At 66.4% G+C, this 24,699-nt stretch carries 18 protein-coding genes; 7 read left to right on the plus strand and 11 right to left on the minus strand.

Features of this window, described 5'->3' with window-relative positions; all coding sequences use genetic code 11:
• Positions 1–51 precede the first annotated feature (51 nt).
• The 8 genes from JS528_RS02300 to JS528_RS02335 all read right to left on the minus strand — a co-directional run bounded on the left by JS528_RS02300 (position 52) and on the right by JS528_RS02335 (position 14,906).
• Positions 52–975, minus strand: a complete 924-nt coding sequence (locus JS528_RS02300) for an AraC family transcriptional regulator (RefSeq protein WP_214357461.1) — start codon at positions 973–975, stop codon at positions 52–54.
• Between the two features lie 178 nt (positions 976–1,153).
• Positions 1,154–4,435 (minus strand): tetratricopeptide repeat protein, encoded by a 3,282-nt coding sequence (locus JS528_RS02305; RefSeq protein WP_214357462.1) that lies wholly within the window; start codon positions 4,433–4,435, stop codon positions 1,154–1,156.
• A gap of 114 nt (positions 4,436–4,549) precedes the next feature.
• A complete protein-coding gene (locus JS528_RS02310) occupies positions 4,550–5,449 on the minus strand; it encodes an AraC family transcriptional regulator (protein WP_214357463.1) in 900 nt (299 codons plus the stop codon).
• A gap of 106 nt (positions 5,450–5,555) precedes the next feature.
• Positions 5,556–7,859 (minus strand): beta-galactosidase, encoded by a 2,304-nt coding sequence (locus JS528_RS02315; protein ID WP_214357464.1) that lies wholly within the window; start codon positions 7,857–7,859, stop codon positions 5,556–5,558.
• Positions 7,860–8,051: 192 nt separating this feature from the next.
• Entirely contained in the window at positions 8,052–8,897 is an 846-nt protein-coding gene (locus JS528_RS02320) for a carbohydrate ABC transporter permease (protein ID WP_214357465.1), read from the minus strand.
• On the minus strand, positions 8,894–9,901 hold the full coding sequence (locus JS528_RS02325; protein WP_240541246.1) for a carbohydrate ABC transporter permease: 1,008 nt from the start codon (positions 9,899–9,901) through the stop codon (positions 8,894–8,896). The genes JS528_RS02320 and JS528_RS02325 overlap by 4 nt, the downstream gene beginning before the upstream one ends.
• 11 nt (positions 9,902–9,912) lie before the next feature.
• Positions 9,913–11,172 carry an ABC transporter substrate-binding protein gene (locus tag JS528_RS02330; RefSeq protein ID WP_214357466.1) on the minus strand — a complete coding sequence of 420 codons (1,260 nt, stop codon included), beginning with the start codon at positions 11,170–11,172 and terminating at the stop codon, positions 9,913–9,915.
• A gap of 386 nt (positions 11,173–11,558) precedes the next feature.
• On the minus strand, positions 11,559–14,906 hold the full coding sequence (locus JS528_RS02335) for a DUF5107 domain-containing protein (protein WP_214357467.1): 3,348 nt from the start codon (positions 14,904–14,906) through the stop codon (positions 11,559–11,561).
• Between the two features lie 383 nt (positions 14,907–15,289).
• On the opposite strand from JS528_RS02335, the gene JS528_RS02340 reads away from it, so the two are divergent.
• On the plus strand, positions 15,290–16,153 hold the full coding sequence (locus JS528_RS02340) for an AraC family transcriptional regulator (RefSeq protein WP_214357468.1): 864 nt from the start codon (positions 15,290–15,292) through the stop codon (positions 16,151–16,153).
• Here JS528_RS02340 and JS528_RS02345 read toward each other — a convergent pair.
• Complete coding sequence (locus tag JS528_RS02345; RefSeq protein WP_214357469.1) at positions 16,140–16,841, minus strand: HAD family hydrolase; 702 nt, start codon at positions 16,839–16,841, stop codon at positions 16,140–16,142. The genes JS528_RS02340 and JS528_RS02345 overlap by 14 nt on opposite strands.
• A 169-nt stretch (positions 16,842–17,010) precedes the next feature.
• On the opposite strand from JS528_RS02345, the gene JS528_RS02350 reads away from it, so the two are divergent.
• Both JS528_RS02350 and JS528_RS11825 read left to right on the plus strand, forming a co-directional pair.
• Positions 17,011–17,955, plus strand: a complete 945-nt coding sequence (locus JS528_RS02350; protein WP_214357470.1) for an aldose 1-epimerase family protein — start codon at positions 17,011–17,013, stop codon at positions 17,953–17,955.
• A gap of 142 nt (positions 17,956–18,097) precedes the next feature.
• Positions 18,098–18,172, plus strand: coding sequence for a 50S ribosomal protein bL37 (locus tag JS528_RS11825; protein ID WP_003817083.1), 75 nt, complete (start codon positions 18,098–18,100; stop codon positions 18,170–18,172).
• Between the two features lie 96 nt (positions 18,173–18,268).
• Here JS528_RS11825 and JS528_RS02355 read toward each other — a convergent pair whose 3' ends face one another.
• Both JS528_RS02355 and JS528_RS02360 read right to left on the minus strand, forming a co-directional pair.
• Positions 18,269–18,598 carry a hypothetical protein gene (locus tag JS528_RS02355; protein WP_214357471.1) on the minus strand — a complete coding sequence of 110 codons (330 nt, stop codon included), beginning with the start codon at positions 18,596–18,598 and terminating at the stop codon, positions 18,269–18,271.
• Entirely contained in the window at positions 18,595–19,281 is a 687-nt protein-coding gene (locus JS528_RS02360) for a sigma-70 family RNA polymerase sigma factor (protein WP_214357564.1), read from the minus strand. Before JS528_RS02360 ends, JS528_RS02355 begins: the two co-directional genes overlap by 4 nt.
• A 150-nt stretch (positions 19,282–19,431) precedes the next feature.
• Between JS528_RS02360 and JS528_RS02365 the strand changes: the two genes are divergently transcribed.
• The 4 genes from JS528_RS02365 to JS528_RS02380 all read left to right on the plus strand — a co-directional run bounded on the left by JS528_RS02365 (position 19,432) and on the right by JS528_RS02380 (position 24,691).
• Positions 19,432–21,000, plus strand: a complete 1,569-nt coding sequence (locus JS528_RS02365; RefSeq protein WP_214357472.1) for a UDP-N-acetylmuramoyl-L-alanyl-D-glutamate--2,6-diaminopimelate ligase — start codon at positions 19,432–19,434, stop codon at positions 20,998–21,000.
• Positions 21,001–21,087: 87 nt separating this feature from the next.
• Positions 21,088–22,671, plus strand: a complete 1,584-nt coding sequence (locus JS528_RS02370; protein ID WP_214357473.1) for a Mur ligase family protein — start codon at positions 21,088–21,090, stop codon at positions 22,669–22,671.
• A gap of 50 nt (positions 22,672–22,721) precedes the next feature.
• Positions 22,722–23,966 carry a carboxylate--amine ligase gene (locus JS528_RS02375; protein ID WP_214357474.1) on the plus strand — a complete coding sequence of 415 codons (1,245 nt, stop codon included), beginning with the start codon at positions 22,722–22,724 and terminating at the stop codon, positions 23,964–23,966.
• On the plus strand, positions 23,963–24,691 hold the full coding sequence (locus JS528_RS02380) for an aspartate/glutamate racemase family protein (protein WP_214357475.1): 729 nt from the start codon (positions 23,963–23,965) through the stop codon (positions 24,689–24,691). The genes JS528_RS02375 and JS528_RS02380 overlap by 4 nt, the downstream gene beginning before the upstream one ends.
• The last annotated feature ends 8 nt before the right edge of the window (positions 24,692–24,699 follow it).

Below are 24,699 nucleotides of genomic sequence, written 5' to 3' on the forward strand. Positions count from 1 at the left end.
GGCGTCGATCCTCCCTTTGAGGGGAAGGATCGACGCCCCTTTCGCGTCATGTCACGAGGCGGAGCCCCCGGCCGTCACGGCCGTCGTCTCGTCTCTCCTCGCCCCGGACCGTTTGCGGAATTCGAGCGGCGAGACACCCATGCGCTTCTTGAAGGCGGCGCAGAACACGGACGTGGTGGAGAACCCGCACGCCGCGCAGATCTCCTTCAGAGTGGCCTGCGAGTTGACCAGCATGTACTTCGCGGTGTCCAGACGCGCCTGCACCACGTACGCGTGGGGCGTGTATCCGGTCTGCGCCTTGAACACGCGGATGAAGCCGTACTCGCCCATGTAGGCGACCGAGGCGAGCTCCCCCACCGTCAACGGCTCGTCGAGGTGCTGCGAGATATAGGACATCACCCGGCGAATGTCGTCCTGCTCCCTGCGTCGGGACGGCTCGACGCCGTTGTCCTCGACGAGCATCTCGCACAGGATGTCGACGATGTACTTGCCCAGGATGGGTTCGCGGATGCGCTCGCCGTTCCTGAAGATCTCGTAGATGCGGGCCAGCTGGTTCAACGCGTATGACGGGTTGCGCAACGCGAAGGCGAGTCCCTGCCGCTGGTGGATCAGATCGCAGTAGGCGCGGGCCGCGTTGCCGTCGAAGTGCATCCACAGCACGTCGGTGGGCTCCAGCGCCTGATAGTAGTGGTAGTCGTAGCAGTCGAGCAGCACGAAGTCGCCCTCGTGCGCGGCGATCTCGTCGTCCTTGGTGCGCACGAGCATCGAGCCGTTGCGCAGGTACATGATCAGGAAGCTGTCGAACCGGTTGCGTTCGGCGAGCATGCCCTCCTCGTAGTGGAACATGCCCGTCTGCAGCGGGTAGAGGAAGGTGTCGCGCGCCACCTTGCTGGGCGTGTGGATGTAGTAGTCGTAGTCGCCGCCCCAGACCAGATGCGAGGCGGCGTCCGAGTACTCGATCTCGTTGATGTCCATCGGCCGTCTCCTCGATCGTCCCGCCGCATACGATGCATTCCAGTGTACAACGGGAAGACGGGACGGCGGCCTCTCCCCCGGCCCGGAGAGGCCACGCCGCGGATACGCCGTCGAATACGCGAACGCCCCGGCGGATACCGGGGCGTTCGGCGTCATCGTCGCGGGTCGGCCGTCGGCATCACTCGCCGTTCATATCGAGCAGGTGCAGCTCGAACCTGGCCTTGGGGTTGTCGGGGTTGAGCCTCAGGCTCTCCTCGAACAGCTTGCGGGCGCCGGCCTTGTCGTCGAAGAACAGGCGGCCGTAGGCGAGCGCGCGGACCGTTTCGGCCTTGTGCTCGCTCACGCCGTCGGGTACGAACGACAGGTGCAGCGAGGTGACGATGGGCTTGCGGTCGAGGTCGTTCCCCGCGTCCTCCTCCCACTTGACCACGGAGGCGCTCATGTCCCTGCGGGAGATGATGTTGTCGCCGAGCAGGCGTTCGGCGAGCGCCACGTAGTAGTCGGTCTCCGGCCCCATGTACGGGCTGTAGTTGCTGTGGATGAAGGGCAGCAGGCGGGATGCGGCCTTGCGGGCCTCGTCCTCGCGGCCGAGCTTCTCCAGCGCGGCGGCCTCGAACCAGCGGGCGTAGTACAGCTGCTGGGTGTCCCACCATCCGGCGCGGAAGTTGGCGGGGACGATCTGCGCCTGGCGGTAGCATTCGAGCGCCTCCTCGACCTTGCCGTCGCGTTCGAGCAGCCGGCCCTTGCAGCACAGCGCGAAGGTGTACGACTCGGTGAGGTAGGTCTCCTGGCATTCGGCGGCCACGAACTCGTGGTTCCTGAGCACGTCGAGCGCCTTGTCGAATTCGAACACGTTGCTGTAGGCGTCGGCCAGATCCCAGGCGAGGGTGTCGGAGGGTTTGTCGGGCAGGTTGGCGAGCAGCCAGTCGAGGCGTTCGCGTCCGTCCACGCCGAGCCTGGCGGCCACGTAGTTGGTCTCGCGTACGAGCGTGTCGTCCTTCGGCTTGACCTCCACGGCCTTCTTCATCAGCTCCAGCGCCTCCTCGCGGCGGTCGAACTTGCTGAAGTAGGCGATGGCGAGGTTGCGCCATGCGATGTGGAAGTCGGGCTTCAGTTCGGTGACTTTCCTCCACTGGTCCGCGGCGGCCTTGTACTGCAGCTTGTCGTACAGGATGCAGCCGTACAGGTAGGCGGCGGTGTAGTCGGTCGGGTCGGCTTCGACGGCGGCCTTGAGCACGGGCAGCTCCTCGAGGCGGTACGGGAACACGTCCACGATCGGGCTGTCGGACACGGCCTTGCGGTTGGATGCGGCGGCTTCGGTCTTGCCGAGCGCGTCGTAGACGAAGGCGAGCGTGTAGTGGGTCATCGGCGTGGACTGCCCGGCGAGCTTGGCGCCTTCGAGCAGGGCGACGGCCTCGTCCTTCAGTCCGGCGAGCAGCAGGTCGAACGTGACGTCGAGGATGGTCTGCGCGGGGTTGCTCAGCAGGATCGAGTAGAACTCGCCGAGGTCCCTGCCGGAGTAGTAGAGGTGGGCGAAGCGGGCCAGGTGGTCGAGTCGGTCGCGGGCGATGATGCCTTCGAGCTCCGTCAGACCCGCCTCGCGGTCGCCGAGCTTGATTTCGGCGATGGCCTTGTAGGTGCCGCAGACGGCGTGGTCGGCCTCCTTCCTGAGCGCCTGCCCGGCGTGCTCCCTCATCCTGACCCAGTCGCCGCGCTGTCCGTCGATGCCGGCGATGTAGGTCATGGCCGGGGAGATGACGTTGTTGCTCCACGCGGCCTTGAAGAAGGTCTCGTAGGCGGCGTCGACCTCGCCCTTGCCGTACTCGCACAGCGCCTTGAGGTAGCTGTAGGTGCCGTCGTACGGGTTGTGGTTGTACCGGTTGAGCACCTTGTCGGCGCGGCGCAGGTATCCGAGCGCCTCGTCGTACAGGGCGTTGTCGTAACGGTCCTCGGCCATGGCGAGCAGCGACGGCAGGTGTTCGGGGTCGCGTTCGAGCGCCACGAGGTAGTAGTCGCGTCCCTTGAACGACGGGTCGCGGTACTGGTCGATGTGCTGGCCGGCCACGTAGATCTCCTGCGCGGTGGTGAGCTCGTGCGGGGTGGGGATGCCGGGGTTGTCCTCGGGGATGCGCAGCACGTCGGGCTTGTCCTCGGTGTAGTCCATGAGCACGGTGCCGTCGGCGGCGGTCAGGCGCAGCGTGTAGACGTCGGCCGGCAGCGCCACGTCGAACTCGCGGTAGTCGCCCGGGTCGAGCGTGATGCTCTCGCGCAGCACCGTGTCCTCGCCGTCGGACACTTCGAGTACGGCGTCGGCCACGCTCCTGGTGACGGCGACGCGCACCTCGCCGTCGGCCTTGTCGAGGGTGACCACGCCGTGGATGTTGGCGAAGGTCGGGGCCTTGGTGCCGTGGATCGGGTACCAGAACTGCGACCAGGTCTTCACCTCGTAGGGCGCGATGTACGTGAAGTCGGGCTGGTCGTCGGAGTAGGCGCCGGCCATGAGCTCGGCGTGCTCGCCGTCGTTGTCGGTGAGGTTGCCGTTCCAGGCGTCGCCGAGGTCCTCGAGCGCCCACATGAACTGCTTCTTGCCGGGGACCATGTGGTGGTCGGCCACGTGCACGGTGCCGCAGTCGCGGTCGTGGTCGTAGCCGCCGAAGAAGTCGTACTTCGAGGGGGCGGCGAAGTAGGAGTTGCCCTTCAACGTGTTCCTGTGGACGCTGATGTCGGTCTCCTCCTCGTGGTTCTCCACCGCGTACCAGCCCTTGGTGATCGGGAAGGTGGCGTGGTGGCGGTCGTAGTGGTGGTGCACGTAGCCGACGTCCTGCGGGAAGAACAGCTGGTAGTCGGCGTTGACGTGGATGCCGGCGTTCTCGTACCACAGGAACGGGTGCTTGACGGGAGTGCGGTTGTCGATCTTCACCACGGTCTCGTAGTAGGAGACGTCCGGACGCAGCTTGACGCCCCACGTGCCCTTGAGACGGTACTGGCCCGGCGAGGGCGCGGCCTCGGAGCACCAGACGATCGCGGTGCCGTCATCGAGCCGCTCGATGCTGTAGTCGACGGGCATGTAGGTGCCGGGACGGTGGTGGAACGGGAAGTTGAACTCCATGCCGCCGGAGATCCAGTTGCCGTAGGAGCCGACGATGACGGGCTTGATGCGGTGGTGGCGGTAGAGGAAGTTGTAGTCGTTGACCTTGTCGTAGCCTTCGAGGATGCGGCCGCCGAGCTCGGGCAGGATCAGCAGGCGGATGTAGTCGTTCTCGAGGCGGACGACGGTGTACTCGTGATCGGTGAGCCTGTCGCGTTCCACGCCGAGCGTCACGCGGTTCGGGTAGGCGTATCCGGTGGAGCCCTGGTGCTGGCGGAACTCCGAGTACATGGGCATCTCATCGGGGGCGGGCGGCTCGTAGGTCGGGATGATCATCCTCTCGACGCCGGCGGTCACGGGGTTGTGGGACATGATGGACTCCTTCGTTGGACGAATGTCGATTGTGGATTATTGCCATCGACTGCGTTGTCACCATCAACGGTATTCCCGAAACGATGCCCGGAATGTATAGAAAATGCTCTGCGATTATCGCGGAATGCTCAAGGCTTCGCGGCCGACGCCCGGGGCGGCGTCGCGCATCGATCGACGGTACTCCAGCGGGGTCATCCCCTCCAGTCGCCTGAACGCCAGGCAGAACGCGCTGGGCGACGAGAACCCGCAGCGCGTGCAGATGCGCCTGAGGGAGGCGTCCGAGCCGGCCAGCATCCGCTTCGCGGCGTCCATGCGCGCGTTGACGACGAACGCGTGCGGCGTCGTGCCGGTGGCCCGCCGGAACTCCTTGATGAAATAACCGGTGCTCATCGCGGCCATGTCGGCCAGGTCGTCGTTCGTCAGCTCGCGCGACAGGTTCGCCACGATGAAGTCCTGCACGTCCTCCATCGTGTAGCGGTGGGCCGACTCGTCCGCGGGACCGTCGTCGGGAACGCCGGCGCATTCGGTGAGGATGTCGGTCAGGTAGCGCGCCATCACCGGCTCCGACATGCGCGTCCCCGCGCGGAACCCCGCGCATATGCGCTGCAGTCGGTTGACCGCGAACTGCGAGTTGACGGTGGAGAACACGTTCCCCCTGCGTGCGCTGATGAAGTCGTAGTACATGCGCGCCGAGACGCCGTTGAAGTGTATCCACAGGGCCTCGCCGGGCTCCAGCGCCCGGTAGGACTGCGGCGCGTAGCAGTCGATCAGCACGAAGTCGCCGGCGTGCGCGACGATGCGCTCCCGGTCGGGCAGGTCGATCGAGAACCTGCCGGAGCGGATGAAGAACAGCAGGAAGTTGTCCAACGGGCCGCGGTTCAGCGTGTATCCGGCGGCGTACCGGTACACGCCGAGCCATTCGGGGTACAGGAACACCTGCGCCCCGGAATTGGACGGGCGGTACTGGTAGTGCTCGGACTGCTCTCTGATGACGTTGCGTTCGGCCGGTTTCATGGCGGGCGCCTTTCCGGTTGGTCTGGTGGGGATTGACAGGAAAGGGGCGCCGAACGACGATGCGTTCGACGCCCCGGGAAACAGGAGACGGAAGGATGGCTACGCGCTACGCCTTGGCCAGACGCGTGGAGTACACCGGCTGCAGGCTCACGGAACCGAGTCCGGCGACCGTGCTTTCGGCGTTCTCCATGCGCGCCGCCATCGTGGACTCGACGTTCACGTTGGCGCCCTCGCGGATCGGCGTGATGGTGAGGACCAGCTGGTTGCGGTTGTCGGCCAGCAGCTGCGCGTACTCCTTGAGGCCGACCTCCCAGACGTCGCCGTTGCAGAAGTTGTCGTCGACGAGGACTCCGCCGCACCACAGCCAGCCGATGTCGCCCGAGTAGCGGATGCGCAGGAGCGCGTCGTCCACGCCGTCGCCGGTCAGCCACTCGTCCGGCAGGTCGATGATGTATCGGGTGTCGGAGTGGCGCGTGACCGTCGGCTGGACGTCGGCCGCGGCGGCGTCGCCGAGACGCACGTCGCCGTCGGCCGGGACACCCTCGAGGTATCCGGCCGGATAGGTCGCGACGGCGACGGTCGGACGCGTCGATTCGACGACGACCCTGCCGTCCGTCTCGTACACGACCGCGCCATCGTTGGCGATGGACGGGGCCGAGGCGTCCTGCGACACCGCATCGCCGGCGAACACGAGCGCCTCGCCGCCGAGGACGGTCATCGCGTCGGCGTCGGCGCGGCTGACGCACAGGATCGTGGCCGCGTGGCCCTCGCCGTCGGCGACATCGAACAGCTCGCGGTCGCCGGAGATGCGGCGCACCGTGCCGTCGGCGAACCTGAACCAGCAGTCGTCCATGCCCTCGGGGCGCATGAACACGAACGTGCGGTTCGCGGCGCCCGGCGTGCGGATCACCGTGACCGGCTGGGCGGTGGCGGCCACGAGCGTCACGCCGTCCAAGTCCATGTTGAACGGCAGCATGCAGTTCTCGTCGGCCGCCAGACCGATGCCGTCGAACGTGACCGTCGAGCCGTCGGCGAGCGCGACCTCGATCGTCTCGCCATGCTTGGCCGGCATCGACGCGTGGTCCTGGAAGTTGTCGATGAACACGAAGCCGCGTTCGCCGTCGGTGCGCACGCACCAGCGCAGCGTGTCCGTGTCCGCGGGGTCGACGTCGCTCTGGCCCTCCGGCACGACGACGCCCAGCGGGCACAGGCGGTCGGCGAACGCCAGACCGAAGTAGTGCAGCGCCTTGAGGCGGCGGTAGGATTCGCGCGCCTGGCCGAACTCGCCGAGCGCTGCCTGGAAGTCGTAGGAGATCTTCGGCAGCTGGCCCTCGTTGAGGTAGATGCCGTCGCCGATCGGGTTCGAACCACCCTGGAACATGTAGTATCCGAGGAAGTTGCAGCCGGACGCCATCTTGATGTTGGCCATCGCGTCGACCGACTTCATCGGCAGCACGAAGCGGTAGTTGTAGGAGCTGAACATGCCGCCGCCCATCTCGCAGCAGGCGTAGGGCTTGCTCTCCGGCTCGTAGGTGGGGTCGAACGCCTCGTTGCGCGGGCAGTCGTCGGAGTGGAAGTCGCGGTAGAGGTACTCGTCGGTGATCGGGTGGTCGCCGGGGCCGGCGTAGAACAGCCACGGGCGGTACGCGTAGCCGCCCCACAGCGGCAGCACGTCGTCCGGGACGGGCGAGCCTCCCCAGCCGGTGTTGGTGTAGAACGGCACCGAAATGCCCTCCTCCTCGGCGATGCGGCGCAGCGCGTGCACGTAGTCGAAGCCGTCGTGGCCGCCGGGCACCCATTCGTCGGTGATGCCGGTGGTCATCTCCCACGGGGAGGACGAGTGCATGTACTCGTTGTCGAGCTGGGCGGCGACGATCGGGCCGCCGTCCTTGAAGTAGAGGCCGTCGAGCTGGGCCGCGATGTGCGCGTAGAGGTCGCGCACCTTGTCGAGGAAGCCGGGGTCGACGGAGCGCACCTCGTAGGGCTTGCCGTACATCCAGTCGGGGATGCCGCCGTTGCGCACCTCGCCGTGGTCGAACGGACCCATGCGCACGATCACCTTGAACCCGTGCTTGGCGCACAGCCTGATGAAGCGGCGCAGGTTGCGGCGGCCGGTGAAGTCCCACTGGTCCTCGTGCTCCTCGTGGTGGTTCCAGAACACGTAGGTGGCGATGACGTTGACGCCGCCGGCGGCCATCTTGGCGAGTTCGGCGTCCCAGCGGGAGGGGTCCATGCGCGAGTAGTGGAACTCGCCGCACACGCCGTAGAACGGCTTGCCGTCGAAGGTCATGTAGTAGTTGGTGAAGTCGACGGACGTGCCGTCCGGGGCGGTGCCCCAGTCGCCGCGGGTGATCGGGAACGGGGTGATGGCCTTGGGCTTGAAGCTGGTCAGGTCGAGGGTGTGGGTCATGGGATTGCCTTTCGAGGGTCGGGCGGGGTCGTCTTCGGCCCCGCCGTGGGGTGGGTGCAAAGGATGGTTGGGGTATGTGTGTGGTGGATGTGTGGGTCGTATGGGGTTCCGGGTTCGATGCCCGGGTTTCCTCGCGGCTGTCGCCGCTCGGCTGACGCTACGGGGAGTCCACCGGACTCCCCGCTTGACGCGTCAGCCCTTTACCGATCCGGCGACCAGGCCGGCGACGATCCACTTCTGGCAGAAGATGAAGAACAGGAACACGGGGATGAGGGCGATGGTGGTGATGGTCATGAACAGCGGCCAGTTGGTGCTGAACTGCCCCATCGCGTTGAAGACCTGCAGGACGAGCGTCTGCTTCTCGGTCGAGGAGATGTAGATGTTCGGCGTCATGAAGTCGTTCCACGTCCACATGGTCTCGAACACCACCACGGTGGTGAGGATCGGGCGGATGAGCGGCAGGACGATCTGCCAGAAGATGCGCAAGGGGCTGGCACCGTCGAGGCGGGCGGCCTCGAACAGCTCCTGCGGGAGTCCGCGCATGTACTGCACGATGAGGAAGTAGCAGAACGTGGCGCCTCCCAGGTAGAGCACGATCAGGCCGAGCAGGGAGTCGACGAGGCCGAACTGCGCCTCCATCTTGTACTGCGGGATGAGCAGGGTCTGGCCGGGGATGACGAACGAGAGCATGAGGAACGCGCCGATGCCGGCGGTCAGGCGGCTCTTCTTCTGGATCATGCCGTAGGCGGCGAGCGCGCCGATGATGACCATGAAGAAGACGCCGACGACCGTGACGATCAGGGTGTTGACCGTGGCCTGCACGATCGGCAGGTTCTCCAGCGCGTACGCGTAGTTCTCCAGGGTGGGGTGCACGGGCAGTCCGAACGGGTCGGCGGCCATGTCGCCGGAGTTCTTGAAGGTGTTGACCACCACCACGTAGAGGGGCACGGCGCAGATGAGGGCGATGGCGATGACCACCACCGAACGGACGGCGGCGCGGATGCGTTCGCGCTGGCTCAGGGTGAGTCCGGATTTCATGACAGCCTCTTTTCGATCAGCGAGGTGACGACCTGCTGCAGTGCCACGAGGATCACGCAGCACAGGAAGAACATCACGCCGAGCGCCGATCCGACGCCGTAGCGTCCGGAGCCGATGCCGGTGACGATGATGGATTGGGTGACGGTGTAGGTGGCGTTGCCGGGACCGCCGTTGGTGAGGGTGAACGGCAGGTCGTAGACCTTCAGGCCGCCGGTCAGCAGCATGAAGATGGACACGCCCATGGCGGGGACCATCTGCGGCAGGGTGATGTGGACGAACTGCTGGCCGCGGGTCGCGCCGTCCACCGACGCCTGCTCGTACAGGTCGGCGGGGATCGCCTGCAGGTAGGCGAGGTACAGTGTGGCGTGCCAGCCGACCTGGGCCCACACGGCGATGAAGATCACGCAGAACTTGGCGAGCGCGGGGTCGGACAGCCACGGCACCGGGCTCACGCCGAGGCGGCCGAGCAGCGTGTTGACCGCGCCGGTGCCGAGCGGGGAGAAGATGTACTGCCAGACCAGGCCGAGGACGGCCATCGACGGCACCGAGAAGAAGAAGAAGAACAGGGAGCGCGCGAAGTTGCGCCCGAAGAACTTCCGGTTGAGCGTCACGGCCAGGGGCAGGGCGATGGCGGTGATGAGCACGGTGGTGGCGATGGTGTACAGCAGCGTGAATCCGAGGCCGGCGAGCAGCGTCTTGTCGGAGAAGATGGCCGCGTAGTTGGCCGCCCCCACGAACGTCGCGTTGGCGAAGTCGTAGCCGTCGTAGTCGGTGAGGCTGAAGACGATGCTCTGCAGGAACGGGATGAGGATGATGACGATGTAGACGGCGAGCAGCGGCAGCAGGAACTTCACGGAGGTCAGGTTCTCCATGAGGTTGCGGCGCCTGCGGGCCTTGAGGTGGATGGCTTCGGCGTCGACGACGTGCGCGTCGAGGGGGCCGGCCGCGGCCGTCGCCGGCATGATGGCGGCGGCCGTTGCGGATGTTGCTTGCGTGGCTGACATGGCGTTCACCTTCAGGACAGGGTCTTGAGCTTAGCGTCCAGGTTGGCGGTGGCCTGGGCCGGGGTGATGGAGCCGAGGGCGACCTGCTGGAGCTGGGCGAAGGTCTCGGCGCGCAGGGCGCTGCGTCCGGAGGTGGGCCAGCCGAGCGTGTTGAGGTAGACGTGGCCGGTCTTGAGGTACAGGTCGTACGGCTCGGAGAAGGTCTTGTCGATCTCGGGCGTGTAGTTCTTGGTGGCGGGGATCAGGCCGATGTTGTCCTGGATGAGCTTGAGGCCCTCCTTGGAGGAGAGGAAGTCGAGGAACTTCTCGGCGTTCTCGAGCTTCTTGCCGTCGATCTTGGCGTTGATGGCGTAGCCGGAGTCGGCGGAGCCGGGCGCGTACGGGGTGTCGCCCTTGTGCAGCATCGGCATGCGTCCGAACGCGAAGTTGATGCCGGCGTCCTTGAACGTGTTCACGTCCCAGTATCCGGAGGGCATCACGGCGAGGCGGCCGGCGGCGAACTCGGAGCGGACCTGGTCGTCGGCGAGGCCGGTGACCTCGGAGCCCATCACGCCCGCGTCGAAGAGCTTGGCCCATTCCTTGTAGTACTTGGTGTAGCTCTTGGCGAAGGTGGAGTCGCCGTCGCCGATCTGCTGGTCGATGCTCTTGGACTGCTTGGAGGAGTCGTAGCCGATCCAGCCCTCGACCAGCGCGCCGAGTCCGGCCTTCGGCTCGAGGTACGGCTTGTCGACGCCGGCGTTCTTGAGGGCCTTGAGCATGTCGATGAACTCGTCCCAGGTCTCCGGGATGGAGTCGTAGCCGGCCTTGGCGAGCAGGTCCTTGTTGTAGGCGTAGGCGTTGGTCCATGCGGTGACGGACATGCTGTAGACCTTGCCGTCGATGGTGGACTGCGCCTTGTTGGTGTCGCCGATGCGGTCCATGAACGATTCGTCGGTCAGGTCCTTGGCCACGCCGTTCTTGACCAGGTCGTTGAGCTGCTCGGGCGGCGCCACGTACACGTCGGCGAGCTGGCCGCCGGAGATGCGGGTCTGCAGCGTCTGCTGGTAGCCCGCCTGGGATCCGTTGGTGGTGCTGAACTTGACCTTGACGCCCGGGTTGGCCTTCTCGAACGCGTCGATGACCGGCTGGTAGACGTCCTGGGTGTTGTTGGCGAAGAACGTCAGGGTGTTCTCGTCTCCGGCGGCGCTGCCGGAACCGCAGGCGGCCAGCGGGGCGAGCATCGCGACGGCCGCGGCCGCGGCGATCACCGTCTTCATGTTGTGCAACTTCATTGTTTTCTCCTTATCCTATCCCGTGTGGGGCGGGATTGATAAAAACCAACAGGGTCCATCTCCGTCGGATCAGGATCGGCATTGATAATCCCCGTCGATCATTCCTGCACTCCCGGCCGGGCACCTACCACTTCGTTGTCGAGGTTTGGTATGAGGCCCAACGTTTTGAGTAATTCCAGTGTACGGTCGGCCCGTCGTGGGACCTTCACTTAATTTGACTTCCGATATGAAAAAATTGCGTATCGACGGCGGCTTTGGATAGTGGAAAATTGCCTCGCCGACAACGAAAAGGGGCATACGCGTGCGCGTATGCCCCATGCGCGGGTCCGGCCGGCCCGTCGCCGGATCCGGCTTCGGGCCCGCCGTGTCCGCCCGCGGCGGTCACATCACAGGATGTGGCGGTTGGCGACCTCGTCGGCGAACAGGTTCGCCTGGATGTGGCTCGGGTCGAGCTTCACGGCCTCGCCGAGCAGCTCCGCCGCCTTCTCCCCCTCGCCGTTGCCGATGCTGGCGAGCGCCATGAGGTACAGGCAGTGGATGCGGTTCATCTTCGTGTAGTCGTTCTCGAAGATGAGGAAGTCCGGCAGCGAGACGGCGAAGTAGTCGATCCTGACCTGGTCGTCGAGGTGCTGCTCGCCGTAGTCCAGCAGACGGTAGAAGCGGGCGTTGGCCGGGCCGTCCTCGCCGAGCGCCTTGTGGGCGAGACCCTGGAAGAGGATCATCTCGGCGGGCTGGTCGTTGTAGTACATTGCGCCCTTGACCTCGTCGGGGCCGATGGTGGCCCTGCGGAACTCGTCGCGTGCGGCCGTCTCGTCGCCGAGATGACGGTCCACGACGCCGAGGTAGTAGTGGATGTCGTTGTCCTTCTGCCCCTCGAGCTTGCCCTCGCCGAGGTTGTGCGGGTAGGACAGGGTGCGCTCGAGCAGGTCCTTGGCCTTCGCCCAGTCGCCGGCGGCCATCGCGTCCTTGGCGAGCAGGGTCAGCGCGATGCGGTACTGCGCGGTGACCTTGCCCTCGCCGCCCTCCCACGGGTGGAAGTGGCGCTTGCCCATGAGCTCGTAGGCCTTGGCGTAGTTGCCGGTGAGGTTGAGCACGGTGAGGTACTCGATGAACAGGTCGTCGCGTTCGGCGACCACGTCGAGGTGCTTCTCGAACTCGGTCAGGCGCCGGGCGTAGGTCCAGCCGACCTTGCGGTGCAGCTGGTCGAGCTCCAGGAAGACGCGCGCGTCGGATTCGTCGAGGCGGTAGGCCTGCTCGATCTCCCGGCCGGCGGAGGCGGCGTCGCCGCGCTTGTTGTAGTAGGCGAGCGCCAGGTTGCGGTGCACGGTCGGGAACTCCGGATCGAGGTCGCGCGAGCGCTCCCACAGGGCGATGGCCTTCTCGGCCTGGACCTTGTCGTAGTACAGGCAGCCGAGGTAGTAGGGGGCCTTGGCACCGTTCACGACCTCGATGGCCTTGGTCAGCGGGGCGATGTCCTCGAGCTTGTTCGGGAAGCAGTAGTCGCTCGGCGCCGCCTCGGCGGCCTCGAACGCGGCCCGGGCCTGATCGTCGCGGCCGAGCTCGGACAGGTAGTAGCCCTCGTAGTACCTCACCATCGGCTTGGACCGGTCGGCCTCGGCGAGCAGCGCCAGCGCCTCCTCGTACGCGCCGAACAGGGCGTAGTCGCGGGCGGCCTGCAGGTAGTTCTCGTGGAAGCCGCGCATGAGGACCGCGAGCTCGGACGGGTCGGCGCCGGCGATCACGCGCTCGTTGCCGGACACGAAATCGAACTCGTCGACCCTGAGGTTCTCCTCGAGGGCCTCGGCGGCCTCGTCCGCGCGGCCGAGCCTGCGCAGCACGTACGCCTTGAGGGCGCGGGCCTTGATGTTCATCGTGTTGCGGGTCAGGGCGTTCTCCACGTATTCGAGGGCGTCGGCGAAGTCCCCGCGACGGGCGGCGATGGCGGCCATGTAGAAGAAGGCGCGCTCCTTCTGCGTGTCGTCCCAGGTCGCCTTGAAGAAGGCGTCGAAGGCCTTGTCGTATTCGCCCTGGTAGAAGAGCGCCAGGCCGAGGTTGTAGTGCGGCTCGGAGTCGTACGGCTGGGTGTTGTGCTTGGTCAGGCGCTTGATGGCGGTGCGGAAGTGGTCCTCCGCCTCGTCGAACACGCCGCGGCGCAGCAGCAGACGGCCGTACGCGTTGTTGATGCGGGCGTCCTGCGGGTCGCGCTTGAGGCCCTCGAGGTAGTACGGGTCCGGCATGTAGGTGGCGTGACGGTACTGCTCGAGATGCAGGCCCGCGAGCAGCAGCTCCTCGTTGGTGAGGATGTCCTGCGGATCGTCGGCGGCCTTGGCCGGCTCCGGGAGCTTCTCGATCTTCTTCGGCTGCGGGGTGTAGTCGATGAGGACGTCGCCGTCCGCGTCGGCGACGGTGGCGGTGATCTCGGTGGCCGGGACGCCTTCGGTCTCGAACTCGGCTCTGACGATGTCGTTCGGGCTGATGCGGCCGGTGTGGGAGTAGAGCGTCCGCCCGTCCTTGGTGGTGACCGTGACGGTGGCGTTCTCGTACACGGCGGTGGCGTACACGGTCACGCGGCCCTGTCCGGCCTTGAGGCCCTGGGCCTCGACGCCCTCGGTCTCGCCGGCGGCGCCGAAGGTGTCGGCCGGTCCGATCTCGAGGTTGACGGCGGCCTTGATGGAGGCGTTCTTGACCTGCCCGACCTGCTTGTACGGCATGAAGTACTGGGTGAAGGTCTTGCCCTCGTAGGGCTTGAGCCAGGTGAAGTCGGGCTGGTTGTCGGTGAAGACGCCGGTCATGAGCTCGACGTACGGGCCGTTCGCGTCGGTGAGGTTGCGGTCCCAGGCGCGGCCGAAGTCGCCGTTGCCCCAGGTCCACTGCTTCTTGCCCGGCGAGACGTGGTGGTCGGCCACGTGCAGGATGCCGGCGCCGACGCCGAAGTCGTAGCCGCCGACGAAGTTGTAGTCGGAGTGGGCGGCCATGTAGGAGGTCGGGACCGGCACGTTCTTGTAGCGGCCGATGTCGACGCCCTCGGAGTAGTCGTGCTTGTAGTAGGTGCCGGTGGCGATCGGGTAGCGGGAGACGTCGCGCTTGCCGTGGTCCATGACGGCGGTGACGTCCGGCGGCATCACGGTCTTGGTGTGCTGGTTGACGGGCACGGCCGGATTGGCCCACCACAGGAAGGTCTGCGGCAGCGCGGTGCCGTTGTACAGCTGGGCGGAGATCTCGATGTACGCCTTGCCGGGGTGCAGCGCGATCCTGGTGATGACCTGGGTGCCGTACATCTGGTCGGTGTCGTGGCACAGCACGGCCTTGCCGCCGTCGGCGAGGTCCTCGACCTTGTAGTCGACCGGCAGGTAGGTGGTCGGGCGGTGGTGCTGCGGCCAGTTGAACTCGATGCCGCCGGAGATCCACGGGCCGGTCAGACCCACGAGGGCCGGCTTGATGACGTCGTTGCGGTAGACGAAGTCGTAGTCGTTGGTCTTGTCCTTGGCGTACTGGATGCGGCCGCCGAGCTCCGGCAGGACGGTCACCTCGAGGTACTCGTTCTCGATGATGACGGCCTTGTACTCCTTGTCGCGCTTCTCGTCGCTGATCGTCTCGATCACCGGGTACGGGTAGACGCGGCCCGAGCTTCCCTGGTAGACGCGCTTCTCGATGAACTCCGGGTTCTTGTCCGCAGCGCCGATCTCGTAGGTCGGGATCGTGATGACGGTGTCCCTGATGGTCACCTCAGCCATTGTTCTGCTCCTTCGTTGGATACTGCAATGTGGGTCACTGCATGAGTAATGTGTTGATTACTTGCCTACAAGCCTAAAGCCGCGTTTCCGCCTCCCACACAGTTTTTCTGCTCTGGAATATGCGAAAATTGCCATCCCTCGCCCATGGCCGCACACTATTCGCCGCACCCGCGGCGCATCCCCGCGACTCCCGTGTTCCTGACGTTCACGGCCACCATCGGCTTCCATGAACCACGCTCCTCGTCGATCGACAACGCAAAATTGCGTAAAACGATGGAAAAATTGCGCTTCTCGCCCGACCGGTGCCCGGGTGCCCCTTTTCCGCCGCCGGATATGAAATAATTGCGTCCATCACACGTCGAGGACCCAAGGGTGGAGGAACGATGAAGCCGGCCGAGAGGAACATCAGCAACGAGGGCTCGGAGTTCTACATCTACACGCCCAGCAAAACGGCGGTGCAGACCTTCCTGTACCCGCTGCGCGTGGGGCTGTTCCGCTACGAGCCGGGGTACCGGCAGGAGCGCAGCTCGTTCGACAGCTTCCTGCTGATGGCCGTACGCCGCGGGTCGTTCACCGTCACCACCGAGAAGGGCACGGCGCGCGCCGGCAGGGGCGACTTCGTGCTGCTGGACTGCTACCGGTACCACTCCTACGGCACCGACGAGGACAGCGAGGTCCTGTGGCTGCATTTCGACGGCGAGACGGCCCGCGCGTACTTCGACCTCATCGACGACAGGCTCGGACCGGTGTTCGCGCTCAAGGACCCGGTCTACGTGATGACGAGACTCACGAACATCTACGACACGTTCCACGCCGCCGAACGCGTGAGCGAACCGCGGATGTCGAAGTACATCACCGACATCCTCACCGAGTTCGCGATGGCGGCCTGCGACCACGACGTCTCCACGCAGCGCCAGCCGCACGCGATCGAGGACGTGCTCGCCTACATCTCCGGCCATCTCAACGAGCCGCTGTCCATCGGGGAACTGGCCGCGCGCGCGTTCATGAGCGAATACCACTTCATCCGCGTCTTCAAGAAGAAGACGGGGTACACGCCGCACGCCTACATCGTCGACGCGCGCATGCACGCCGCGAAGTACCTGCTCATCAACTCGGACATCCCGTTGAAGCAGCTGTGCGAGGAGTGCGGATTCACCGACACGAGCTCCTTCTGCGCGGCCTTCAAGCGCAAGAACGGCGTCTCCCCCATCGAGTTCCGCAAACAGAGCGAGATCAGGCAGATGTAGACGCCAGTCCGCGCAACGAGGCGATCACCGGGTACCCCGCGTCCCGCGGCAGAGGCGTGCGGGCGCATGCCTCGACGCCGACGACCCTGGCCCCGGCGGCGATCCCCGCCCGCGCTCCGCCGTCCGAGTCCTCGAGGACGAGGCAGTCGCGCGGATCGGCGCCGGCGAGACGGGCGCCGGCGAGGTACGGCGCGGGGTCGGGCTTGTGTGCGATCCCCTCGTCGTCGCCCGCGACCGCGCCGACGAACGCGCCCGCGGGCGCGGCGGCGACCACCCGCTCGGCGAGCGAACGCGGCGACCCGGTGACGAGCACCGAGGGGATCCCCGCGCCGCGCAGGGCGACGAGCAGGTCCCATGCGCCGGGCGTCCACGGGATGCCCTCGCCGACCACGTACATGGTGGTCACGTCGTCGATCAGCGCGGCGACGATCGCGTCGGCCGGCTCGTCGACGCCGGCCTCGCGCAGGACGCGCGCGCACACGGGCAGCGGCGCGGCCGTCATCTTCAGGCTCAGGTCGTCGTTCCACGACACGCCGTGACGTTCGGCGCAGCGCCGTTCGGCCGCGACCCACATCGGGTCGGAGTCGACCAGCGTGCCGTCGAGGTCCCACAGCACCGCCTTCGGCGTCCATGCCGCCGTCCCGGATCCACCGGTCCCACCGACGGCCGCGCCCCCGTCGCCAATCATCGATCCATGCATACCGTCCACCGTAGCGGCGGGCGGACGGGCGCCGACGCCGACGCGCGGAAATTCGGCGCGGAACGGCAATTCCGGCACACGTCCGAGCAACTTTACGGTACCATTGTGAGCGGTAACAATCCGCTGTTCAGCTCACTTCACGAAGGAGTGTCACGTCATGGTCCTCAAGCCCCGCACCGGCAACCAGTATTCGATTCGCAAGGGAGAGTGGAGCGCCGTTGTCACCGAGCTCGGCGCGAGTCTGCGCGAGCTCAAGTGGCAGGGCGAGGACATCATCGTCCCGTTCGACCCGAACAAGGTCATCCCCTGCTGCAACGGCTGGGTGCTGGCCCCGTACCCGAACCGCGTGACCGACGGCCAGTACACGTTCGACGGCGAGGACTACCAGATGCCGATCGACGAGTTCGACCGCTCCGCCTCGCTGCACGGCTACGCGTACCGCTACATGTGGCGGCTCGAGGACCTCGGCGAGTCCCACGTCACGCTCTCGTGGCGCTCCCCCGATCTGGCCGGCTACCCGTTCGACATCACCGTCACCGCGACCTACGCGCTCGAGGAGGACGGCCTGCACGAGACGTTCACCGTGCACAACAACGACGAGGTCAAGGCGCCGTGGGCGTTCGGCATCCACCCGTGGCTCGCCAACGGCAGGCACTCGCGCGGTCCGGCAATCACCGCCGACAACGAGCCGTGCCGCCTGACCCTGCCGTGCGCCACGCACGTCACCGTCGACGCGCACCTGCTGCCCACCGGCGAGGAGCCGGTCGCCGGCATCTACGACCTGCGCGACAACCCCACGCTCGAGGGCCGCGGCTTCGACGACGCGTGGACCGACATCGTGGACCGCGGCGAGGACGGCTCCACGTCCGCCGTGTTCACCCGCCCCGACGGCATCAGGGTCACCCTGACCGGCGACAAGACCATCAACTCGTGGCAGGTGTGCACCGGCAACGAGATCGGCGAGAAGGTGCGCCAGCCCGGCGTGGCCGTCGAGCCGATGACCGCCTACGCCGACGCGTTCCGCACCGGCAAGGATCTGGTCGTGCTCGAGCCCGGCGACGACTACACCACGCGCGTCACGTTCCGCGCCGATCGCGTCTGAGTCCTTCCCGCCGCGGGCCCGTCCGTCCGAGTCGTCGAATCCGGGCCCGCGGCGACCGCATTGCGGCGCGCGGTTGAGAACGTCGCGCCGATGTGGCATAATTCCGAAGGCTTAATTATCTTTCCAGCAAAGGAGTCCAATCATGGGCATGCGCGGACGTAAGCGCAAGGATCGTCGTAAGAAGGCCGCCAACCACGGCAAGCGCCCCAACGCCTGATCTTTGTCGTAAGACATGCGAAAACCCGCCTGAACCGATCGGTTCGGCGGGTTTTCTTATTGATTCGTTGCGCAACGCATGCGGCACGTCGGCCGTCTATTGCTCGCAGCAGTGGTCGAGACACGCCTTGATGCGGGCCTTGAGGCACTCCGGCGCCTCCTCGGGCCGCAGATAGGCGCGCAGGGAGGCGATCATCGCCTGCTCGCGCTCCGAGCAGCAGGTCGACGGATCGAAATGGTCCCCGGCCATCGCCGGATCGAAGGGGACGGGAACGGGGAACGCGCCATGGAAGGCGCCGACGAAAGCCGAGGCGCCCTCGGCCGGTCCGGTCTCGGTGATGTGCACCTCCGTATGGCTGACCGTGCCGTCCGCCGATGTACGTGTGATCGAGATGTGCCGCACGCTCTCCACTGACCGCTCGCTCATCGCGTCTCCTTCCGCTGGATCTTCTCTTCCCCATTATCGCCGGAACGGCGCGACCGCGCGGGGCTTTCCCCGGACTTTGCCTTCGGCGAACCGGAGGCGGCGGCCGGAGCGGGCGGCAGCTGCGTGCCGTAGCCGTGCTCGCGCGCGTAGGCGGCGAGCTCGCGCTTCAACTGCGTGCGGGCGCGGTTGAGCCGGCTCATCACCGTGCCGATCTTCACGCCCTGCTCGTCGGCGACCTGCTGGTACGACTTGCCGTCGATAGCCGCGTCGATGAACACCTGGCGGCGCTCCGGGGACAGCTTGGCCAGCGCCTGCATGATCTCCTCGGGCGCGAACGCGTCGAGGTACTCGTCCTCGGCGGACTTGAGCCCGTCGGAGGTGTGCTCGGACGCCTCGTAGATGTCCCAGTCGTCATACTCGCCGTCCGAGGCGTTGGCACGCTGCGGGCGGCGCTTGGCCTTCGCGTACTGGTTGAAGTAGGCGTTGCGCTCGATCGTGGTCATCCACGCCTCGAAGTTCGTACCCTCCCGGAAGGAGTCGAACGCCTTGAATCCCTTCTCGAACGTGTCCTGCACGAGGTCCTGCGCGTCGTCCGGGTTGTTGGTGAGCTTCATCGCCTGCCGGTAGAGCGCGTTGAGCGCGGGCATGGCGAGCTTCTCGAACCGTTCGCGCCGTTCGGCCATGGTCTCGTTCTTCTGTATGGTCACGGTTGCCCATTGTAATCGGCCGTATACTGGGGATCCATGAGGAACCGTCCAGCCGGCTCCCAGAATCGCCGCGCACAGTAGGAGCGACATTCGAGACCCCCATCCGCCACGAAAGGACATCCCCCGATGGCACTGACCCTGAACTCCGCCGCCGAACTGCTTGCACGGCACCACCTGCTGCGGGAGGTGATCCATGACGGTTCCTGGACGCGCGGCGCCTCCGGCATCGACGGCGCCGACGCGCCGTTCGCATCCGTCACCTACGACACGCGCACGGTGGCCGAGGGCTCGCTGCTGGTGTGCAAGGGCCGGTTCCGCCCGGAATTCCTCGACGGCTGCGACGACAAGGGGTTGGCCGCGTACGTGGCCGAGACCGACCTGTCCGAGCACTCCCACGCCCCGGGTCTCATCGTCGACGACGCGCGCAAGGCGCTCTCCCTGCTCGCCGCCGAGTTCTACGGACGCCCGCAGGACGAGCTGACGGTCATCGGCATCACCGGCACCAAGGGCAAGACCACCACCGCGTACTTCACGCAGGCCGTGCTCAACGCGCATTCGGGCGGACGCTGCGCGCTGTTCTCGTCCGTCGACAACTGCCTCGACGGCCACACCTACTTCGAGTCCGATCTGACGACCCCGGAGTCGCTCGACGCGTTCCGCATGATGCGCGAGGCCGTGTCCAACGGCATGCGCTACCTCGTCATGGAGGTCAGCTCCCAGGCGTACAAGGTGCACCGCGTGTACGGACTGACGTTCGACGTGGGCGCCTTCCTCAACATCTCCCCCGACCACATCTCCCCCATCGAGCACCCCACGCTCGAGGACTACCTGTACTGCAAGCGCCGGATCACGGCCAACAGCCGCACGCTGGTGCTCAACGCCCGCGCCGCGCACGCCGACCTCATCCGCGAAGATGCCGCCGCGGCCGGCGTGCCGGTGCGCGACTTCGCGCTGCTCGACGCGGCCCCGGCCGGCGCCGGCGACGCGTCCGAGGGCCCGTCCGCCGTCGCCTGGCCCGCCGACGTCTCCCACGACTCCTATCTGATGCGCCTCGACGGGCGCGATCTGGGACGCTACCGTCTGCATCTGGTCGGCGACTTCAACTACGAGAACGCCCTGGCCGCCGTGACGATCGCCCATGCGGCCGGCGTCGGCGCGGACGAGATCGAGACGCTGCACGCGATGGAGCCCACCCGCGTCTCGGGACGCATGGAGCGCTACCGCGACGAGGCGAGCGACACCGACGTGATCGTCGACTACGCGCACAACTACACGTCCGTCAAGGCGCTGCTCGACTTCGTCGACGCCCGCTACGGCGCAAGGCGTCCGCACATCACGCTCGTCGCCGGATCGGCCGGCAACAAGGCGTACGACCGCCGCCGCGAGATCGTCGAGGCGGCGCAGGACCGCATCGCGCGCTTCGTGTTCACCGCCGAGGACACCGACACCGAGCCGTACGCGGACATCTGCCGCGACATGCTCTCCTTCGTGACGAACCCGTCGGTCGCCACGGCCACGATCCTCGACCGCGTCGAGGCGATCACCGACGCCCTCGCCGACGCGCGGTCCCACGCCGAACGCACCGACGTCGTCCTGATCATCGGCAAGGGCCACGAACGCTGGATCAAGGACCTCAACCGACACGTGCCGTACGAGGGCGACGACCATGTGGTCGAACGCCTGCTGAACGCGTGACGACCATCGGATGAACACATCCGTGGAGTAGTATCGTGCGGTGACGCACGCGAGACCCGCGCGCCGCACGATACTAGGAGAGAGACCATGCCCACCACGACTTCGCCGTTGAGCCTCGCCTCCGCGGCCAAGCTGCTGGAAGACCACCACCTGCTGCGCGAGATCATCACACCCGACCGCTGGACGATCGACGCCGAGTCCCTGCCGGACGCCCACCGTCCGATCCCGGCGATCACCTACGACACCCGTCAGGTGCGCGAGGGCTCGCTGCTGTTCGTCAAGGGCCGGTTCAAGCCCGAGTTCCTCGACGGCATCGACGAGCGCGGCCTCGCGGTCTACGTGGCGGAGACCGACCATTCGGACCGCACGAGGGCGACCGGCCTGATCGTCGAGAACGTGCACCAGGCGATGAGCCTCCTCTCCGCGGAGTTCTACGGCCGCCCGCAGGACGAGCTGACGCTGATCGGCGTGACCGGCACCAAGGGCAAGACCACCACGAACTACTTCACGCACGCGATCCTCAACGAGTACTCCGACGGCCACGCCGCGATGATGAGCTCGATCGCCGTGTGCCTCGACGGACGCACGTGGCGCCCCTCCCAGCTGACCACCCCCGAGCCGCTCGACGCGTTCCGCATGATGCGCGAGGCGGCCGACAACGGCATGCGCTACATGGTGATGGAGGTCAGCTCCCAGGCGTACAAGATCCAGCGCGTGTACGGCCTCACGTTCGACGTGGGCGCGTTCCTCAACATCTCCCCCGACCACATCTCCCCGATCGAGCACCCCACGTTCGAGGACTACTTCCACTGCAAGCGCCAGATCATCGCCAACTCGCGCACGATGGTGATCGGCGCCGACTCGGCGCACTTCGACCTGCTCGCCGAGGACGCCGCCGCGCACGACGTGCCGGTGACGACGTTCGCGCTGCACGATCCGTCGGCCGGCCGCCACACGCCCGCCGATGTGGTCGTCGCGGCCGATCCGGGCCGCAAGACCGGGTTCGTCGTGGCCCACGGCGACGACGCCGACCTGTTCGAACTGGACATGCTCGGCGAGTTCAACTTCCTCAACGCCGCCGCCGCCATCACCATCGCGGCGAAGGCCGGCGTGCCGTTCGACGACGAGGCGATGCACGCGGTCGACACCGTGCAGGTGCCGGGCCGCATGGAGCGCTTCATTGGCGCCGACGGACTGCACGTGTACGTGGACTTCGCGCACAACTACCTGTCCACCAAGGCGCTCGTCGACGAGATGATCCGCGTGTACGGCGAACGGAACCCGCGCATCACGCTGGTGTCCGGCACGACCGGAGGCAAGGCCATCGACCGGCGCGAGGGCATCGTCAAGGGCGCGCTGGGCCGCGCGGAATCGTTCGTCTTCACGCTCGACGACCCGAACTTCGAGGATCCGCGCAAGATCTGCGAGGAGATGGCCTCGTACGTGCCGGACGACGGCGCGCAGCGCGTGCAGATCATCGTCGACCGCGAGCAGGCGATCGTCACCGCGATCCGTCAGGCGCGCGAGTCCGTCGAACGCGACGGACGGTTCAACATCGTCCTGGTCATCGGCAAGGGGCACGAGACGCGCAACATCATCAACGGCAAGGCCGTCGCATGGCCCGGCGACGCGACCGTCGTGCGCCGCGAGCTCGGCCTCGACCGCGCGTGACCGGCCCACGACCGGACGCTACGTTTCTTCATGGAGTAAGGTGAGCAATCATGACCCGATTCCAACCGATTCTGCTTGGCAGCGACATCAATGTGTACGGCATGGCCCGCGCGTTCCACGAGGAGTACGGCATCGTCTCCGACGCCTACGCCTACTTCCAGCTGAGCCCCACGAAGTTCAGCAAGATCGTCAACGTGCACATCGTGCCCGACTTCGACAACTTCGTGACCTTCCGCGACTTCATGCTCTCCCTGGGCAGGAGGATGAAGGCCGAGGACCCGGATCGCGCGCTGCTGCTCATCCCCTGCGGCGACGTGTACGCGAACCTGCTGAGCCAGTGCGGCGACGACCTGCGCAAGTACTTCGTCTACAACACGCTCGACATCCGCCTGTCGCGCGAACTCGCCTACAAGGCCACGTTCTACCAGCTGTGCGAGCGGTACGACCTGCCGCACCCGAAGACGAAGACGGTCACCGCCGAGGACGTCAGGCTCGGCGAGTACAAGCGGCTGCCGTTCGACTACCCGGTGGCCATGAAGCCCGCCAACTCCGTCGAATGGCTCGACATCGACTTCGAGGGCCGTCGCAAGGCGTACATCTTCGAGCGTCCGGAGGACCTCGACGTGATGATCCGCCGCGCCTACGACGCCGGCTACAAGTCCGAGATGGTCATCCAGGACTTCATCCCCGGCGACGACTCGCGCATGCGTGTGCTCAACGCCTACGTGGACCACCACCACCGCGTGCGCATGATGTTCCTCGGCCACCCGCTGCTCGAGGACCCCTCCCCCGTGGCCGCCGGCAACTACGCGGCCATCATCCCCGACTTCAACCAGGGCGTGTTCGACCGCATCAAGTCGTTCCTCGAGACCATCGGCTACGAGGGCGTCGCGAACTTCGACATGAAGTACGACGAGCGCGACGGCGAGTACAAGCTCTTCGAGATCAACCTGCGCCAGGGCCGCTCCAGCTACTTCGTGACGCTCAACGGCTTCAACCTCGCCAAGTACTTCGTCGACGACCTCGTCGAGGACACGCCGTTCGACGGGAACACCGTGTTCGGCCGCGGCTCCAAGCTGTGGCTCGAGATCCCGCGCTCGATCTTCACCGACTACGTCGCCGAGGGCGAGGACAAGGCCCGCGGCATGCAGATGCTCAAGACCGGGAACTGGGGCACCACGCTTGAGTACTCGAAGGACATGAATCCGCTGCGCTGGCTGATGATCCGCCACATGTTCTCGATCTACAAGAAGAGCTACGCGAAGTACTTCAAGCAGAAGGGCGATTTGAAGTGAGAAGACCGTTCTTCGCCGTTCTCGGCGGCATGGGCTCCCTGGCCACGGAAAGCTACGTGCGCCTCGTCAACGAGGGCATGCACGCCACGTGCGATCAGGACTACCTCGACTACGTCGTGTTCAACGACGCCGGCGTGCCGGACCGCACCGCCTTCATCACCGGCCAGTCGGACGACGACCCGTTCCCGGTGCTCGCCGACGACATCGCCAAGGCCACGGCCATCGGCGCGAGCTTCATCGTGCTCACCTGCAACACGGCTCACTATTTCTACGACCACTTCCAGTCGCTCACCCCGGTGCCGATCCTGCACATGCCGCGCGGCGCCGTCGCGCGCCTGTCCTCGCTCTACCCGGCGGCCGACCACCCGCGTCTGGGATTCCTCGGCACGATGGGCTCGCGCGCCTCGGGCGTGTACCGTCAGGCGGCCGAGGAGGCCGGATACACGTTCGTCGAACCGGACGACGCGCTGCAGGAGCGCATCACGTCGCTCATCTACGACGACGTGAAGGGCGACCGCGGACTCGACCTCGACCGGTACCGGTCGGTGCTCGACGACATGCTCGACCCTGACGGGGACTGCCGCGCGGACGCGCTCGTGCTCGGATGCACCGAGCTGAGCGTGCTCAACGAGGCGTTCCCGATGCCGGGGCTGCCGATCGTGGATGCGCAGGCGGTGCTGGTGGAGGATACGATCGCGCGGGCGAAGGCTCTGCGGGAGTCGTAATTCTTTAG

The sequence above is a fragment of the Bifidobacterium santillanense genome (genome assembly GCF_018555385.1).
In the GTDB taxonomy this organism is placed as follows: Bacteria; Actinomycetota; Actinomycetes; order Actinomycetales; family Bifidobacteriaceae; genus Bifidobacterium; species Bifidobacterium santillanense.